This is a genomic window from Limnohabitans sp. 2KL-17, from assembly GCF_003063415.1.
Lineage (GTDB): Bacteria > Pseudomonadota > Gammaproteobacteria > Burkholderiales > Burkholderiaceae_C > Limnohabitans_A.
The window spans coordinates 72,249-90,191 of the sequence record NZ_NESK01000004.1; the positions used below are offsets into that span (position 1 = coordinate 72,249).

General features: G+C 57.1%; 6 protein-coding genes. 4 read left to right on the forward strand and 2 right to left on the reverse strand.

The genetic code is table 11. The annotated features are described in order from the left end of the window. Positions 1 to 56 precede the first annotated feature (56 nt). Both B9Z45_RS02840 and B9Z45_RS02845 read right to left on the reverse strand, forming a co-directional pair. Positions 57 to 1,376, reverse strand: a complete 1,320-nt coding sequence (locus B9Z45_RS02840; RefSeq protein ID WP_233252047.1) for a helix-turn-helix domain-containing protein — start codon at positions 1,374 to 1,376, stop codon at positions 57 to 59. 102 nt (positions 1,377 to 1,478) lie between these two features. After that, positions 1,479 to 1,769 carry a hypothetical protein gene (locus B9Z45_RS02845; RefSeq protein WP_108405724.1) on the reverse strand — a complete coding sequence of 97 codons (291 nt, stop codon included), beginning with the start codon at positions 1,767 to 1,769 and terminating at the stop codon, positions 1,479 to 1,481. A gap of 446 nt (positions 1,770 to 2,215) precedes the next feature. Here B9Z45_RS02845 and B9Z45_RS02850 point away from each other — a divergent pair, with 446 nt between their 5' ends. The 4 genes from B9Z45_RS02850 (at position 2,216) to B9Z45_RS02865 (ending at position 17,936) form a co-directional block, all read left to right on the forward strand. Then, entirely contained in the window at positions 2,216 to 6,259 is a 4,044-nt protein-coding gene (locus B9Z45_RS02850; protein ID WP_158270364.1) for a hypothetical protein, read from the forward strand. Between the two features lie 331 nt (positions 6,260 to 6,590). Next, positions 6,591 to 14,015: a DUF11 domain-containing protein gene (locus tag B9Z45_RS02855; RefSeq protein ID WP_158270365.1), complete on the forward strand. Its 7,425-nt coding sequence runs from the start codon at positions 6,591 to 6,593 to the stop codon at positions 14,013 to 14,015. Between the two features lie 235 nt (positions 14,016 to 14,250). After that, positions 14,251 to 15,651, forward strand: coding sequence for a TolC family protein (locus tag B9Z45_RS02860; RefSeq protein WP_108405727.1), 1,401 nt, complete (start codon positions 14,251 to 14,253; stop codon positions 15,649 to 15,651). Between the two features lie 5 nt (positions 15,652 to 15,656). Next, positions 15,657 to 17,936, forward strand: a complete 2,280-nt coding sequence (locus tag B9Z45_RS02865; RefSeq protein WP_146180866.1) for a type I secretion system permease/ATPase — start codon at positions 15,657 to 15,659, stop codon at positions 17,934 to 17,936. The last annotated feature ends 7 nt before the right edge of the window (positions 17,937 to 17,943 follow it).

A 17,943-nucleotide genomic window follows, 5' to 3' on the forward strand; every position in this document is an offset into this window, starting at 1 on the left:
CAGCACTGAAACCATTCGACACAAGAAAAGACGGCATAAGGCGTGCGGCGCCTCACTCAAGAGGACTTGAATGCGCCCGATCGAAGCTCATCACCAGCGGAATGTGAAGTTTGAAGGCGTTGACCCGAGAACCCAAGCGGCATGCTCTGAAAGTCGACCCTTTCAAGCGCGGCGTCTTGCGCGAAATGACGCCAATCCTCGATCAAACTTGAATTGGCCGAAATCAAACGGCCATCCTGGTCCTTGAACCACAGCATGAAGGGTTGCCTGGCCAACAACTCCTGCAACTGGCGTTCATGCGCCAACTCTTGGGCTGCCAATTTTTTCTCTTCTGTGACATCGATCATCACCAACCGGCACTCCTCCCCCATTTCATCCAACGTGGCATCAATTCGCACCACCATTTCAGACCGGTGATCGGTGGCACAAAGCGTCACCTCGCAATAGCGGCGGCACTTGCCACTCAAAACTTCCTGGTGAAAACCCAAAAAAAGCGACTGATCTGCAGGTTTGATGAACTCTGCGAATGGACTCAGGCTGCGTTGAGAACGCTGTATGTCCAGCATGATGGCGCCCGCCAGGTTGGTTTGAACCACCTGTCCTTGTCTGTCCAGGCTCACAAAACCCACGGGCGCAAAGTCGTAGGCATCCTGGTATTTGTGCAAAAGATCCTGCTCTTGCCCAACTGGCTGCAGGCTGGCCTCAGCCGATTCAAAACTGGCCTCTGGGGTTCGCCCTGCACGCTCGTACAAACGTTGCGTCTCGGAAGACACCAAAGAAAAACATTCACACACACAGTCGGTCAAGCCATCGCGGTCAAGAATATTGATCTTGCCTCGGCCACTGGCCACCAAACCCGCCGATTGCAATTTACCCAAAGCCTGTGTGATCGACTCACGGCGAACACCCAACATGTTGGCAATCGTTTCATGGGTGACTTTCAATTGGTCAGAGTCCAAGGCATCCCTGTTGAACAACAGCCAGTAACTCAGGCGCTCACTGACCGAATGGTGCCCAATGCACACAATGCTTTGAGACATTTGCGTGAGCAATATCTGGACATAACACAACACCAATTGTTGAAACTCATGGCAACGCGACACTTCCATCAGAAAAGCATCGGCTGGCATTCTGAAGGCTTGCCCGGCACATTGAACCACCACCCGGTGGTTCATGGAGCCACTGCCCAAAACAAGGGAAACCCCCACCATGCCGTCCCGGCCGGTCATGGCCAACTCAGAACTGTCACCGTCCGCTGTGTGGGATACCAGTGACGTGGTGCAGGTGGTTGGGAAATAAACAAACTCCAATGATTCACCCGCCTCATAAATCACCTGTCCAGCAGTCAATTCAACCGGCTTGAGATGCTCCGACATCCGAGCATAGTGAATCAAGGGAACACTCGCCAAAATTTTATTTTGACGGGCACTTTCAACCATGGGGTAAGACATAGCGTTTCTTTCTTGCGCCTGGGCGCGTCAGTTCACACAAACCAAGGCCGACAAAGGCACTTTGTGATGCGTGTTTTGCAAGGAAATGTCGGTATGAAATTCACCCGTCGTTTCTTTTGATACGGCCATCGCCAAATCTGAACTGCATTCAGCGGTCGGGAATATGCCGTACAACAAGGCATTCATTTCCTCCGGACTCAAAAGTGGCGTGGTTAAAGGCTTTTGCAACAAGGCGGTTGGTAAAGTCATGGTCAATCCAGTCATTAACTTGATGAAAGATGGCGCTGCATGAAAAGGTTGCCATCTGCTGGACTCCATGGTGTGGGATTCAAACCTGCTTTACCACTGATCAAAAGATTTGATTGCATAAACATACCGACATATATCTTTAGATAAAAAGCCCAATTAACTCGTGGACTACTTGAAAAAGTTAATCAGATAACGGTAGCGAATTCATAAAAACAAGTAATACGGCATCTTGGCCGTTGCAAAGAAAAGAAGCCAGAACTGATTCTGCGGATGCTTGCTGAAAATCAAGACGACACAGGGCATCTTTCTGCGGAGATATTCACTTGGCAATGCAGGCGCATACCAACAGAGATACAACAAGCGTGCATTCAAAACACACCCAAAGCAGGATGGTTACCCGCCAGGGCGACGAGGAACATGCTTGTACTGCTCGTCAGAAGCGCGCAGTTCCCAGATCGGGATACAGATCAGGATTTGTCGGCCAGAAAGTGGCTCGACACAACAAGGAGTTCAACATGTCTAAACCAAACACTTTCGGGAAAAAACCCTTTTCGCTGCGCGCTGACCGTGACGATGCCGATGCATCCGATGCGCCGCTGTACGGCCATGTCACCGCTTTGAATGCCATGGAAAATGCCGCCGAATACACCATGAAAGCAGCAAGCAGCCCGGCATTCATGCCCACCACGGATTCGGAAAGCAGCATGAAAACGGCCAGCTTTTCAACAACACCCGTTGAAATATCGCCCCTGGCCGCCATTGTCCCCAGCGCCATCACCTACCCCAGCACCAGCATCAGCAAGGTCTACCAGCACTGGGCCGATGGTGATGCCGCACGGGGCACCACGGCCGAATGGAACAACAACATCTTGTCCGATGGCAAATCGGATTACTTTGAAGGCGAGGTGGTGCCTCACGTCTATTTCTACAAAGCCAGCAACAACACCCCCCTGACGAACGGGCAAACCTACTCGTTCAACGTCACCTACAACTACTACCAGAGCAACACCAATGCGGGCGGTTTTGTTTACATGACAACTCCCAACGCTGACCGCAGCCCGAGCAGCTTTGCAGGCGGCACTGCGCAAGCTGACAGCACCTTCACCAACGGTGGCGGCATGCAGGGGTCGTTTTACACCGTCAACGCCAACATCACAGCCGTCAGCAACGTGACCTATACCGGCAGTTTAAGCAGCTCCAAAGATGGGGTCGTCACCGTCACTTTTGTCTACACGGGCCCCACCACCACATCGGGCGGTGCCGAAATCCAATATGGCCTGCTGATTGCCGCTCCTGGCGATGTGCCCAACCAAGGCAAAGGCTTGACCGATGGCGCCAACGCCTGGACAGGTGGCTCCCTGCAAACCACGGTGGACATTGGCGGCAGTGGCGCCACATCCATTCAGCTGGCCCCTTCGGCCATCATCGTGGGCGAGATCAGTGGCACGAAATTCAGTGACATGGACGGCAACGGCGTCCGCGATGCCAATGGTGCCGATGACATCTTGGGAAATGCCGACGATGAAGTCGGCTTGGCCAACTGGAAGATATTTCTGGACCAAGACAACGATGGCCAGTGGGACACCACTGAACAATTTGTGTTGACCGATGCCCTGGGCAAATACACGCTTTCAGTGACGCCAGATTCAGACCGATCTGACCCTGACAACGACCCCTACATCGTTCGCGAAGTTCAGCAGACCGGCTGGGTACAGACCACCACCAACCCCGCGCCCATCTTGATCACGGCACTCGACCCCACAGAAGTGAATGTCAATTTTGGCAACATGCTGCAACAACCCTCACTCAACATCGTCAAGGATGCATCTGTCGATGGGGGATTTGCCGATGCAGCAGGCGATGTCATCAGCTACAACATTTCAGTGCAAAACACCGGCAACCAGACCCTGACCGGCGTCACCGTGATTGACCCCTTCATCAGCAACTTGGTGTTGACCCCCAGTGCAGCAACTGCTGACAATGAACTCGACGTGGGCGAGACCTGGTTTTACACCGCCAGTCACACGGTCACCCAAGCCGAGATCGATGCGGGCACCAACATCGTCAACACGGCCACCGCCGACTCCAACCAGACCGGCCCTGATACCGATGACGCGTCCATCCCGGTGGATCAAAACCCTGCACTCAACATCGTCAAGGAAGCCACTGTCGCTGGAGGAGCGGCCGATGCAGTCGGCGACATCATCTACTACGACATTTCAGTGCAAAACACCGGCAACCAGACCCTCACCGGTATCACCGTTACTGACCCCTTCATTGGCACCGTGGTGTTGACCGACAGTGCAGCAACTGCTGACGGTGAGCTGGATGTGGGTGAAACCTGGTACTACACCGGCAGCCACACCGTCACGCTGGCCGAGATGGACTTGGGAGCGGACATCGTCAACACAGCTACAGCCGACTCCAACCAGACGGAACCCGACACCGACGATGCCTTTGTGCCAGTGACCCAATCACCCGGCATTGCCATTGACAAGGCCATCATTGGTGTCAACGGCGGCAACGGCAACGGCACGCTGGATGCGGTCAACGACATCATTCGATACGCCATCATTGTGAGTAACACCGGCAACATCACTCTGAACGATGTGACGGTGACCGACCCCTTCACCAATTTAACCGTCACAGGTGGGACCTTGGCACCGGGCGCCAGCGAAACTTACCTGACCAGTTACACACTCACACAAAATGACCTGGACACCAATGGCGGAGGTGACGGATTCATTGAGAACACCGCCACAGCAGACAGCCGGGAAACCGGCTCCGTCAGCGATACCGAATCTCTGAAAATTTTCAGTATCAAGGCTTTGTACATTAACAAAAAACTGACCAGCGTCACCGACGGCAACGACAACCAGGTGGCCGATGCGGCCGATGATGTCCTCAACTACCTGGTGACCGTGACCAATCTTGGTGCAATCACCCTCACCAACGTCAGCGTGGTGGACGAAAGCACGGGGCTCAACGAATCAGGCCTGACCTTGTTGCCAGGTGAAAGCAAAACCTATGAAACTTTTTACACCTTGAAGCAATCCGATCTGGACGACAACGGCAAAGGTGATGGTTACATCGACAACGTGGCCACAGCCGACTCGGACCAGACCGAAGCCATCAGCGACAACGAAGCAACACCATTGCTGCGCACCGTAGGTTTGGGAGTGGAAAAGAACATCACAGACATTGCGGGTGGCAAGCTTTTTGTCGATGCCGCTGGCCAGGTCATCACCTACGACATCAGGGTCTACAACGCGGGCAGCGTGACCCTGACTGGCGTGACGGTGACCGATGAGCTGACCAACATGAACGTGACCATTCCCACACTGGCCCCAGGCGAGTTCCAGAACTACGTCACCACTTACACCGTCACACAAGCTGATTTGAACAACAATGGGGGAGGCAATGGTGCCATCGAAAACATCACGGTGGCCGACTCGGTCGAGACTCCCGCTGTCAGCGACGACGAAACCGCGCCTTTGCTGGCCAGACCCTTGTTGTTTGTGAACAAGTCTTTCCTGAATGTGACCGAGGGCAACGGGAACAACCTGGTGGATGCCGTTGGCGACAAGCTCAACTACCTGATCTTGGTGGCCAACCCCGGCAACGTGACCCTGACCGATGTGTCGGTGTTGGAACCCCTGACCAACTTGAACCTAAGCGGTTTGACCTTGGCACCTAATGGCGTCCTGACCTACCAGACTTCATACGTTTTGACACAAGCCGATCTGGACAACAACGGCGGGGGGGATGGCTACATCGACAACATCGTTTTGGTTGACAGTGCCCAGACACCTCAGGCCAGTGACGTGGAGTCTGCCCCGATCTTACGCAGCATCGCCTTGGCCTTTGACAAGGAGTTTGTCAATGTGACGGGGGGTAACAGCAATACTTTTGCCGACCACGCCGGGGATGAACTGAACTTCAGCTTTACCGTCACCAACCAAGGCACAGTGACCTTGACCAATGTGGTGGTGACAGACCCCCTCACCGGCCTGAACACGACGCTGGCTTCGCTGGACCCTGGAAAAACGGCTGTTCTAGAGTCCACTTACATCCTGCAGCAGTCTGATCTGGACACCAACGGTGGTGGTGACGGTCGGGTCGAAAACACCGCAACGGCAGACTCGGACCAAACCATTGCCGTGACGGACATTGAAGGCGTGACTGTGATCTATGACGCGCAGATCGATCTGACGAAATACGTCTCGGTGGATGGTGGATCTACTTGGCAAGATGCCAACTTGCCGACGGGCCCCAGCCTGTCGTCTGCGTTAGGCATCAACCCACAGTACAAATACACCGCCTTGAACGATGGCACCGTGACCTTGCAAGACCTCACGTTGACCGACGGGGCCTATGACCTGAACGGTGGTGCGGCTGGATTGGCCTTGGATTGGGGCGACCTAGCGCCAGGACTGACAGCCGAGTTCATCTTTGAAGCGCCTTTCATGCTGGGGCAAAACTCGGGCGATGCCATTGTCACAGCCACTGCATTGGCACCTGTGGTGGACATCGACAACGCCTACTACCTGGGCGTCTGAGTCCATACACGCCGCCCCCCTCAACAAGGTCTGAGAAAAGGCCATAGGGGTGAGCGCTGAGACCGGGTCAGTCTGTCTTGATTGACCCAGTTATTTTCATGCCATGGCTTGAAAAGATCCTGCAGATCAACGCCGGTGAGCAAGGTCGGAATACCTGATCTGTATCTACCGGAATATCTACAGAGGCCACTGAAAACAGACCTTCCGTTGGATGCGCGGATTGGTTTTAAAAAGCACTATGGCTGTACTGCAAACCAGAAGTTTGCAGCTCCCTCAATGGGAAAAAATCAATGAAAAACGGCCACGAATTGGCCGCCATTTGGAGATCAGCATGGCCAAAAAATCAAGCTCTGGAAAAAAATCTTTTTCCCAAGACGATAACTATTCCGATGTTTCAACGCTTTACGGTCAAGTCAACGCATTGGCCCCGTCAGAACCCAGCACCGCCGCAAAACCCAGGGGCTTCAGCAGGCAGACTGAATCCGATGATTCAGAGCGCTGCGAATCCTATTTTTCCAGCGCTGCCAACCCATCGGCACGGCAACAGGGCACTTATGCCGAATCGGCCAGCATCAAAGCGCCTTCTGCCGCCTCAAGCGTAAACAAGGTTTACCAGCATTGGGCCGATGGCGATGCCGACAGAGGCACACAAGCCGAATGGAACAACAACATCTTGTCCGATGCCAAATCCAATTATTTTGAGGGCGAAGTTGTCCCTCACGTTTTTTATTACAAAGCAGGCAACAGCACGCCTTTGGTCAATGGCCAAAGCTACGCCTTCAACCTGACCTACAACTATTACCAGGCCAACACCAACGCCGGCGGTTTCTTGTTCATGACCACACCGGACCTGGACCGTTCGCCCACGGCCTTCAACGGCACAGTCGCTTTGGCAGACAGCGACGGATTTTCCAATAGCGGTGGCATGCAAGGCAATTTCAAGACGGTCAACGCCAACATCACGGCGGTCAGCGATGTGACCTACACCACCCAGGGCATTGGCACCAAAGATGGGCATGTCACCATCACATTCACTTACACCGGCCCAACCACCAAGAATGGTGGTGCTGAAATCCATTACGGACTGATGATTGCCTCCCCAGGGGATGTGCCTGATCAAGGCCGCGGCATGACCCATGGTGCCTCGGACTGGACGGGCGGCTCACTGCAAACGACGGTGGATGTCAATGGCAAAGGTGCGATGTCCATTCAGCTCATGGCTTCCGCCATCATCGAAGGCGAAATCAGCGGCATGAAATTCAATGACCTGGATGGCAACGGTGTGCGGGATGCCGATGGGGCCGACAACCTTATTGGCACTGCCGACGATGAGGCGGGTCTGGCCGGTTGGCGAATCTTCCTTGACCAAGACAAGGACGGTCTGTTGGACGCCGGAGAGCGCTCGACCCTCACCGACAACATGGGGTATTACAGCTTTTCGGTCATCCCCGATGCAGACCCAAGCGATTCAGACAACGATGCTTACCGGGTGCGCGAAGTCCAGCAAACAGGCTGGGTACAGACGACCGCCAATCCCAAGGACATTGTGATCACCGCCTGTCATCCACAAGTCTGCCATGTGGATTTTGGCAACCAACAATTGATGCCGGCCCTCAACATCGTCAAGGATGCCTCTGTCCCGGGTGGCACGGCCAATGTGGTGGGCGAAATCATCACTTACACCATCACCGTTCAGAACACCGGCAACCAGATCCTCACGGGCGTGACGGTCACCGATCCGAAAATCAGTGATTTGATGCTGGTCATGGATCCCGCTTCAAGCGATGGCGAACTGGGCGTGGGTGAAACCTGGACATGGATGGGCACCCATGTGGTGACGCAAGCCGACATTGATGCCGGCGGCGACATCGTCAACCTGGCCACCGCCGATTCTGACCAGACTGGGCCGGACACCGACGGTGCTTCGATCCCGGTCGAGCAAGCGCCCTCCCTCAACATCACCAAGGACGCCACCGTTCCTGGTGGCACTGCCAACGCCGCAGGCGAAGTGATCGGCTACACCATCGCTGTGCAAAACACCGGCAACCAAACCCTCACCGGTGTCACAGTTTCTGACCCCTTCATCAGCGACCTGACCTTGGTAGTCAGTGAGGCCACAGCGGACGGAGAGCTCGATGTGGGTGAGACCTGGAGCTACACCGCGACCCATGTTGTGCTGCAAAGCGAGATCGATACGGGCGGTGAGATTGTCAACCTGGCCACCGCTGATTCGGACCAGACTGGGCCCGACACCGACGGAGCGAGCATCCCTGTGGAGCAAACCCCTGGCATGAACATCACCAAGGACGCCACCGTTCCTGGTGGCACCGCCAACGCCGCAGGCGAAGTGATCGGCTACACCATCGCGGTGCAAAACACTGGCAACCAAACCCTGACCGGTGTCATCGTTTCTGACCCCTTCATCAGCGACCTGACCTTGGTCGACAGTGAGGCCACGGCGGACGGTGAGCTCGATGTGGGCGAGACCTGGAGCTACACCGCGACCCACGTGGTGCTGCAAAGCGAGATCGATGCGGGCGGTGACATCGTCAACCTGGCCACCGCCGATTCCGACCAAACTGGCCCGGACACTGACGGGGCTTCTATCCCGGTCGAGCAGACCCCCGGCCTCAACATCACCAAAGACGCCATCGTTCCTGGTGGCACCGCCAACGCTGCTGGCGAAGTGATCGGCTACACCATCTCCGTGCAAAACACCGGTAACCAAACGCTCACTGGTGTTACGGTCTCTGACCCTTTCATCAGCGACCTGACCTTGGTAGTCAGTGAGGCCACAGCGGACGGTGAATTGGATGTGGGTGAAACCTGGAGCTACACGGCGACCCACGTTGTGCTGCAAAGCGAGATCGATGCCGGCAGCGACATCGTCAACCTGGCCACGGCTGACTCAGACCAGACTGGGCCCGACACCGACGGAGCGAGCATCCCGGTGGAGCAAACCCCTGGCCTCAACATCACCAAAGACGCCACCGTTCCTGGCGGCACCGCCAACGCCGCAGGCGAAGTGGTCAGCTACACCATCGCGGTGCAGAACACCGGCAACCAGACCTTGACGGGTGTGACGGTCACTGACCCCTTCATCAGCGATCTGACTTTGGTCGACAGTGAGGCCACGGCCGATGGTGAACTCGATGTCGGCGAAACCTGGAGCTACACCGCGACCCACGTTGTGCTGCAAAGCGAGATCGATGCCGGCGGCGAGATCGTCAACTTAGCCACCGCTGATTCGGACCAGACTGGGCCGGACACCGACGGTGCTTCGATCCCGGTCGAGCAAGCGCCCTCCCTCAACATCACCAAGGACGCCACCGTTCCTGGTGGCACCGCCAACGCCGCTGGCGAAGTGGTCAGCTACACCATTGCCGTGCAAAACACCGGTAACCAGACCCTGACAGGTGTCATCGTTTCTGACCCTTTCATCAGCGATCTGACTTTGGTGAACAGCGCCGCCACGGCCGACGGTGAGTTGGATGTGGGCGAGACCTGGAGCTACACCGCGACCCACGTGGTGCTGCAAAGCGAGATCGATGCGGGCGGTGACATCGTCAACCTGGCCACCGCCGATTCCGACCAAACTGGCCCGGACACTGACGGGGCTTCTATCCCGGTCGAGCAGACCCCCGGCCTCAACATCACCAAAGACGCCACCGTTCCTGGCGGCACCGCCAACGCCGCAGGCGAAGTGGTCAGCTACACCATCGCGGTGCAGAACACCGGCAACCAGACCATGACGGGTGTGACGGTCACTGACCCCTTCATCAGCGATCTGACTTTGGTCGACAGTGAGGCCACGGCCGACGGTGAATTGGATGTGGGTGAGACTTGGAGTTACACCGCGACCCACGTTGTGTTGCAAAGCGAGATCGATGCCGGCGGCGAGATCGTCAACCTGGCCACCGCCGACTCCGACCAGACCGGGCCCGACACCGACGGTGCTTCTATCCCCGTCGAGCAAACGCCTGGCCTCAACATCACCAAAGATGCAATCGTTCCTGGTGGCACCGCCAACGCCGCTGGCGAAGTGATCGGCTACACCATCGCGGTGCAGAACACCGGCAACCAGACCTTGACGGGTGTGACGGTCACTGACCCCTTCATCAGCGATCTGACCTTGGTCGACAGTGAGGCCACGGCGGACGGTGAATTGGATGTGGGTGAGACCTGGAGCTACACGGCGACCCACGTGGTGCTGCAAAGCGAGATCGATGCCGGCGGCGACATCGTCAACTTAGCCACCGCTGATTCGGACCAGACTGGGCCGGACACCGACGGTGCTTCGATCCCGGTCGAGCAAGCGCCCTCCCTCAACATCACCAAAGACGCCACCGTTCCTGGCGGCACCGCCAACGCCGCAGGCGAAGTGGTCAGCTACACCATCGCGGTGCAGAACACCGGCAACCAGACCTTGACGGGTGTGACGGTCACTGACCCCTTCATCAGCGATCTGACCTTGGTCGACAGTGAGGCCACGGCCGATGGTGAACTCGATGTCGGCGAGACCTGGAGCTACACCGCGACCCACGTTGTGTTGCAAAGCGAGATCGATGCCGGCGGCGACATCGTCAACCTGGCCACCGCTGATTCAGACCAGACCGGTCCCGACACCGACGGGGCTTCCATTCCCGTTTCACAAGCGCCTTCACTCAACATCACCAAAGACGCAGCGGTAGCCGGCGGCACTGCCAACGCCGCAGGCGAAGTGATCGGCTACACCATCGCGGTGCAGAACACCGGTAACCAAACCCTCACCGGCGTCACCGTTGCTGACCCTTTCATCAGTGACCTGACCCTGGTCGACAGTGCAGCCACTGCCGACGGCGAGTTGGATGTGGGCGAGACTTGGAGCTATACCGCTACCCACGTTGTGTTGCAAAGCGAGATCGATGCCGGCGGCGACATCGTCAACTTAGCCACCGCTGATTCGGACCAGACTGGGCCGGACACCGACGGTGCTTCGATCCCGGTCGAGCAAGCGCCCTCCCTCAACATCACCAAGGACGCCACCGTTCCTGGTGGCACCGCCAACGCCGCTGGTGAAGTGGTCAGCTACACCATTGCCGTGCAGAACACCGGCAACCAGACCCTCACCGGCGTGACGGTCAGCGACCCGTTCATCAGTGATTTGACCTTGGTCGACAGTGCGGCCACTGCCGACGGTGAACTCGATGTGGGCGAGACCTGGGGCTACACGGCTACCCACACAGTCAGCCAAGCCGAGATCGATGCGGGCAGCGACATCGTCAACCTGGCCACTGCTGATTCGGACCAGACTGGGCCCGACACCGATGGTGCCTCCATCCCCGTTTCGCAAGCGCCTTCACTCAACATCACCAAAGACGCAACCGTTCCTGGTGGCAGCGCCAACGCCGCAGGCGAAGTGGTCAGCTACACCATCGCGGTGCAAAACACTGGTAACCAGACCTTGACGGGTGTCATCGTTTCTGACCCCTTCATCAGTGACCTGACCTTGGTAGTCAGTGAGGCTACGGCCGACGGTGAGCTCGATGTGGGCGAAACCTGGAACTACACCGGTAGCCACACAGTCACACTGGCAGAGATGGATTCGGGCGCTGACATCGTCAACACGGCCACCGCCGACTCCAACCAGACGGACCCTGACACCGACGATGCGTCTGTGCCTGTGAGCCAGTCACCTGCGATTGCCATTGACAAGGCCATCATTGGGGTCAACGGTGGCAACGGCAACGGCACGCTGGACGCGGTCAACGACATCATTCGATACGCCATCATCGTGAGCAACACCGGCAACATCACACTGACCGATGTGACGGTGACCGACCCCTTCACCAATTTAACCATCACAGGCGAGACCTTGGCACCGGGCGCCAACGCCACCTACCTGACCAGCTACACGCTCACTCAAAATGACCTGGACAGCAATGGCGGGGGCGATGGTTTCATTGAAAACACCGCCACAGCAGACAGCCTTGAAACCAGCACTGTCAGTGACACCGAAGCCCTGGAAATCATTGGCCTGAAGGCTTTGAACATCAACAAGAGTTTGAACAACATCACCGAAGGCAACGGCAACCAGGTGGCGGATGCGGCCAATGACGTCCTCAATTACCTGGTCACCGTGTCCAACCTGGGAACGCTCACCCTCACCAATGTCAGTGTGGTGGACGAAAGCACGGGGCTCAACGAATCAGGCCTGACATTGTTACCAGGTGAAAGCAAAACCTACGAAACCTCTTACACCTTGAAGCAATCGGATTTGGACGACAACGGCAAAGGCGATGGCTACATCGACAACGTGGCCACGGCCGACTCTGATCAGACACCTGCGATCAGCGACAACGAAGCGACCCCGTTGCTGCGCACCGTGGGTTTGGGGGTGGACAAGAACGCCACAGACATCGCTGGCGGAAGGTTATTTGTCGATGCCGCTGGCCAGGTCATCACCTACGACATCAGGGTCTACAACGCCGGCAGCGTGACCCTGACCGGTGTGACGGTGACCGATGAGCTGACCAACATGAACGTGACCATTCCCACACTGGCCCCAGGCGAGTTCCAGAACTACATCACCACTTACACCGTCACGCAAGATGATTTGAACAACAACGCGGGTGGCAATGGCATCATCGAAAACATCACGGTGGCAGACTCCGTCGAGACCACCCCGGTCAGCGACGGGGAAGCCGTGCCTTTGCTGGCCAGGCCCTTGTTGTTCCTCAACAAGTCTTTCCTGAATGTGACCGAGGGCAACGACAACAACCTGGCAGACGCCGTGGGCGATCAACTCAACTACCTGATTGTTCTGGCCAACCCGGGCAACGTGACCCTGACCGATGTGTCGGTGTTCGAACCTCTCACCAACCTGACCTTGACTGGTTTGACCTTGGCTCCCAATGCAACACAGACTTACCAGACCTCGTATGTTTTAACGCAAGCCGATCTGGACAACAACGGCGATGGGGATGGCTACATCGACAACATCGCCATTGCCGACAGCACCCAGACACCTCAGATCAGTGATGTGGAGTCTGTGCCGATCTTGCGCAGCATCGCGCTGGCCTTTGACAAGGAGTTTGTCAACGTGACGGGCGGCAACGGCAATGCCCTCGCCGACTTCGCTGGCGACGCCTTGAACTTCAGCTTCACCGTCACCAACCAGGGCACTGTGACTTTGACCAACGTGGTGGTGACAGACGCGGTGACGGGACTGAACCAGACGCTGGCTTCGCTTGCCCCTGGCGGTCAGGCCGTGTTCAATTCAAGCTACACCTTGCTGCAGTCAGACCTGGACAGCAACGGTGGTGGCGACGGTCGGGTCGAGAACACCGCCACGGCAGACACGGACCAAACCCTTGCCGTGACGGACATTGAAGGCGTGGCCGTGATCTACGAAGCGAAGATCGATCTGACGAAATACGTCTCGGTGGATGATGGGCTGACCTGGGAAGATGCCAACTTGCCGACGGGCCCCAGCCTATCGTCTGCGGCAGGCATCAACCCACTGTACAAGTACACCGCCTTGAACGATGGCACCGTGACCTTGAATGACCTCACGCTGAGCGATGGCGACTACGACCTGAACGGTGGCGCTGATGGAAAGGACTGGGATTGGGGCGATTTGGCGCCAGGACTGACAGCCGAGTTCATCTTTGAAGCGCCTTTCATGCTGGGGCAAAACTCGGGCGACGCCCTTGTCACAGCCACTGCACTCACACCTGTCGTGGACATCGACAACGCCTACTACTTGGGCGTTTGAGCACCAGCCATGCGGAGCGTCCATCACTGATGACACGCTGAGCGGCTGAATAACCCACGGGTAAGCCTTGCGGCTTACCCGTTTTTTCTTGGGCTACTGCTTCGCTGGTAATGCCGCTATCGGTTTCAAAGGATGTCCATGAACAGAACACCTGCCTAAGCTTGGTCGCATGGCTTGTGCTGCTTTTAAGGCCCCTGCTCTTCTTGCCTTTTAACCCCAGACTTACAGGAGATGTATGCACCTTTTGAGAACACGCACATGGTGCCTGGCTGCGGCCATGTTGCCGACTTGGTGCTTTTCACAAAGCTTGCAAGAAGCTGTTTTGAAGTCACTGACCCAGTACCCGAGCATCGCTGCGAGTCAGTCCAGGACCCAAGCCGCCCAATCGGACATCATGCGGGCCAAGGGTGCGCATTGGCCGCAATTATCGTGGTCAGCGACTTACAACGATTACCGAAGCAATGCCGTGTCTGACCGCTGGGTGCAGTCACCGCTGTTGAGCCTGAATCTCTGGTCTGGCGGCCGCATTCAGTCGGATGTCGAGCGCGCCGAGGCATTGGCGCGAGCCAGCCAAAAGCAAGAAGGCATCACACGCGACGATGTCGCACTGCTCAGCAGCGAGGCCTACCTGCAATGGGCACACCACAAGCACATGGTGGCCCTGGCTCAGGAAAATTTGAGCACCCATGAAAAAATTCTGCGCGATTTCCTCACCATTACCCAAGTTGATCCAGGCCGTCGCATCGACTTGAACCAGGCCCAGGTGCGTTATGACAACGCCCAACTCAGCTTGCTCAAAACCCAGACCGACACGGCAGAGGCCGCAGAGCGTGTGGCGCGCATGTTGATGGCGCCCGTGCCATCCGAGCCCAGTGGTCTCGAATGGCTGCCCCCCATTCAGTATGCGTCCCTTGACCAGGCCCAAATGAAACTGGACGATCAGCACCCCGTCATTGCCAGGCTATTGGCACAACGTGAAGCCGCACAGGCCAGCGTGCGCTTTGCGCAGGCCCAAAACGCCCCGAGCGTCAACCTCACCCATGCCAAATCCACCACACCCGGTCTGGCAGATGGCAAATTCGTGACGCAACTGCAATTGAACCTGCCGCTGTTCGATGGCGGCACCGCTCGCGGCGCTGTGGGCGTGGCCACGGCCAATTTGCAAGCACTGGAATCCGACCTGAAAGAAACTCGCCTGATCCTGAATGAACAACTTGCCACAGTGTGGGCAAGCTGGGTGTCCTACAAAAGCCGGGCCGAAATCGGGCAACAACAAACCCGTACCGCCCAAGACCTGGCCCAGGGCTATGGGCAACAGTTTCGGGTGGGGCGACGCTCCTTGCTGGATTTGCTGAACATCCAAAGCGATCTCTACACCTACCAAAGCAACACGGCCACCGCCTTGCTTGAATCGCGCCTGTCTCAGCTGCGCATCCTGGCCAACCTCGGACAGCTGGCCAACACCTGGTCGCTGGTGCCTACCGGCCGTGCGCTGCCGGGTTCAGTGCAAATTGCCCCCCCCACACCCACCCCATTGGCCAGCCTCATTCAAACCCTGAGCAGCCCGGATGCATTGACCATGGTCCACGTGGTGGACCCGAGCCAAGCCTTTGCCCTTCCCTTACCCCAAGAGTGAACACCATGGACCCCATTGCCTTTCAGCCAACTGATGCCCAAAAAACGACCGATTGGCCAATGCCGGAGACATCCACACCCGACCTGCAAGCGCGTGACCCCCTGCTGGTCTGTCTGGCCCTGACTGCCAAAAAAATCGACCGCGAGGTCCATCTGTCGGCACTGCGCGCCGGTTTTGCCGTGGACGAAGAAGGCCGCATACCCAAAAGTGCCTACCCTGACCTGGCGCAACTGCACGGCATGGTCGCGGTCTGGTCACGCACCCCCCTGAACCAGTTGCCCAGTTATGTCCTGCCCGTCATCGTGCCACTGGTCGATGGCCGTGCCGTCGTGCTGATGTCTGTGGCGGGACAAACGGCCAAAGTGCTGATGGCCGATTCGGGTATGGCGGAAATCACCATGTCCTTGGACGAACTCCAACAATTGAGCTATGGCGAAATTTTGGTGGTGAAACCCGCCGCCCAAAAATCGGCCCATCAATTGGTTCCCTTCAAAGGCGAAGCGCTGGCATGGTTCTGGAACACGGTGTGGCGCTACAAAGGTTTTTACATCGAATCCATGATGGCGGCCGTGGTGGCCAATGTGCTCACGCTGGCGGCGGTTTTCTTTGCCATGAACGTGTATGACCGCGTGGTGCCCACCCAGGCCTACACCTCGTTGTGGACCCTGGCCATTGGCACGACGGTGGCCATTCTTCTGGAATTTGGTACGCGATGGCTCAAGGCCCGCTTGGTGGACCTTGCTGGACGCAAGGCCGACCTGAGTTTGAATGCCACCTTGCTGCGCGAAATCATGGCCATCCGGCTGGAGCACCGGCCACAATCGATCGGCATCTTTGCCAGCTCGATGCGCGACTTTGAATCGCTGCGCGATTTCATGTCATCGGCCTCCATGGTGATGGTGGTGGACATGCCCTTCATCCTGATGTTCCTGGTGCTGATCGCATTCATTGGCGGTCCGATTGCCTGGATCCCTGCGGCCGCGGTGCCCATTTTGGTCATCGTCGGTTTATGGGCGCAAAGGCCTCTGATGCGGGCCATGCGCGAGAACATGAAAGAAAGCGGCGACAAGCAAAGCGTGCTGGTCGAATCACTTTTGAACCTGGAAATGCTCAAAGCCCATAACGCAGAAAGTTATCTGCAAAGACGATGGGAAAACGCCAATTTGGCCACCACCGATTCGTATAAAAAAATACGCTCACTCACCAACCTGATGCTCGGTCTGACCGCCACGGCCCAGCAACTGGTGACGGTCGGCATGGTGGTTTATGGCGTTTATCTGATTGGTGACAACACCCTCACACTGGGTGGCCTGATCGCTTCGGTCATTTTGGCGGGTCGTGCCATTTCGCCATTGGGCAGCGTGATGGCGCTGGCCGCACGGTACCAGCAAGCGCGCAGTTCACTGGACACACTGGACGCCCTGATGAAACGCCCACGCGACCGCGATGGCTCACGCCGTTACGTGGTGCCCGAAAAAATTGCCGGCAGCTTGCGCGCCGATGATCTGGAGTTTTCTTACCCCAGCGAGCAACCGATCCCGGTCATCCGCAAGCTGTCCATGAATCTGGCAGCCGGACAACACCTGGCATTGCTCGGCCGCATTGGCAGCGGCAAAAGCACCTTGTTGCGTTTGCTGGCAGGTTTGTACACGCCACTGGGAGGCAGAGTGTCCATTGATGGGGTGGACCTGCAACAGATCGAGCCTGCCGAATTGCGCAGTCGCCTGGGTTATGTGGGGCAAGAGGCACAGCTTTTCTTGGGCACCTTGCGCGACAACCTGGTGCTGTCAGACAGTTGGATCAGCGATGCGAGGGTGATCGACGTGCTGCAAAAACTCGACCTGTACAGCGTGGTGGCCGGCCATCCCAAAGGACTGGACATGCCCCTGACCGAGGCTGGCGGTGGCCTGTCAGGGGGGCAACGCCAATTGCTGGCCATTGCCAGGATGATGCTGCGTGACCCTGCGCTGGTATACCTGGACGAACCCACCTCGATGATGGACCAAACCACCGAGGCCAAAGTTATCGAGGTGCTGGGCGCCTGGCTCAAAGGCCGCACCTTGGTGTTGTCAACACACCGACTGCAATTGCTGGTGTGGGTGGACCGCATCGCCTTGATGGACCATGGGCAAATCGTGCTCGAAGGCCCACGGGAAGACATGCTCAAAAAACTCTCTACAGGCGCCCCTCAAAAATCCGGCCCAAGCAAAGTGGCCAAGACACCGGTCAAACCTCAGGCCGCTGACGCATTGCCCAACCCGCCTGTGGCCCCTGCCGCTGTTTGACGTTTTC

Coding starts and splice junctions, on each gene's coding strand:
- B9Z45_RS02840 (WP_233252047.1), bottom strand. CDS start 1,376: ATGTCGGAGCATCTCAAGCCGGTTGAATTGACTGCTGGACAGGTGATT.
- B9Z45_RS02845 (WP_108405724.1), bottom strand. CDS start 1,769: ATGGAGTCCAGCAGATGGCAACCTTTTCATGCAGCGCCATCTTTCATC.
- B9Z45_RS02850 (WP_158270364.1), top strand. CDS start 2,216: ATGTCTAAACCAAACACTTTCGGGAAAAAACCCTTTTCGCTGCGCGCT.
- B9Z45_RS02855 (WP_158270365.1), top strand. CDS start 6,591: ATGGCCAAAAAATCAAGCTCTGGAAAAAAATCTTTTTCCCAAGACGAT.
- B9Z45_RS02860 (WP_108405727.1), top strand. CDS start 14,251: ATGCACCTTTTGAGAACACGCACATGGTGCCTGGCTGCGGCCATGTTG.
- B9Z45_RS02865 (WP_146180866.1), top strand. CDS start 15,657: ATGGACCCCATTGCCTTTCAGCCAACTGATGCCCAAAAAACGACCGAT.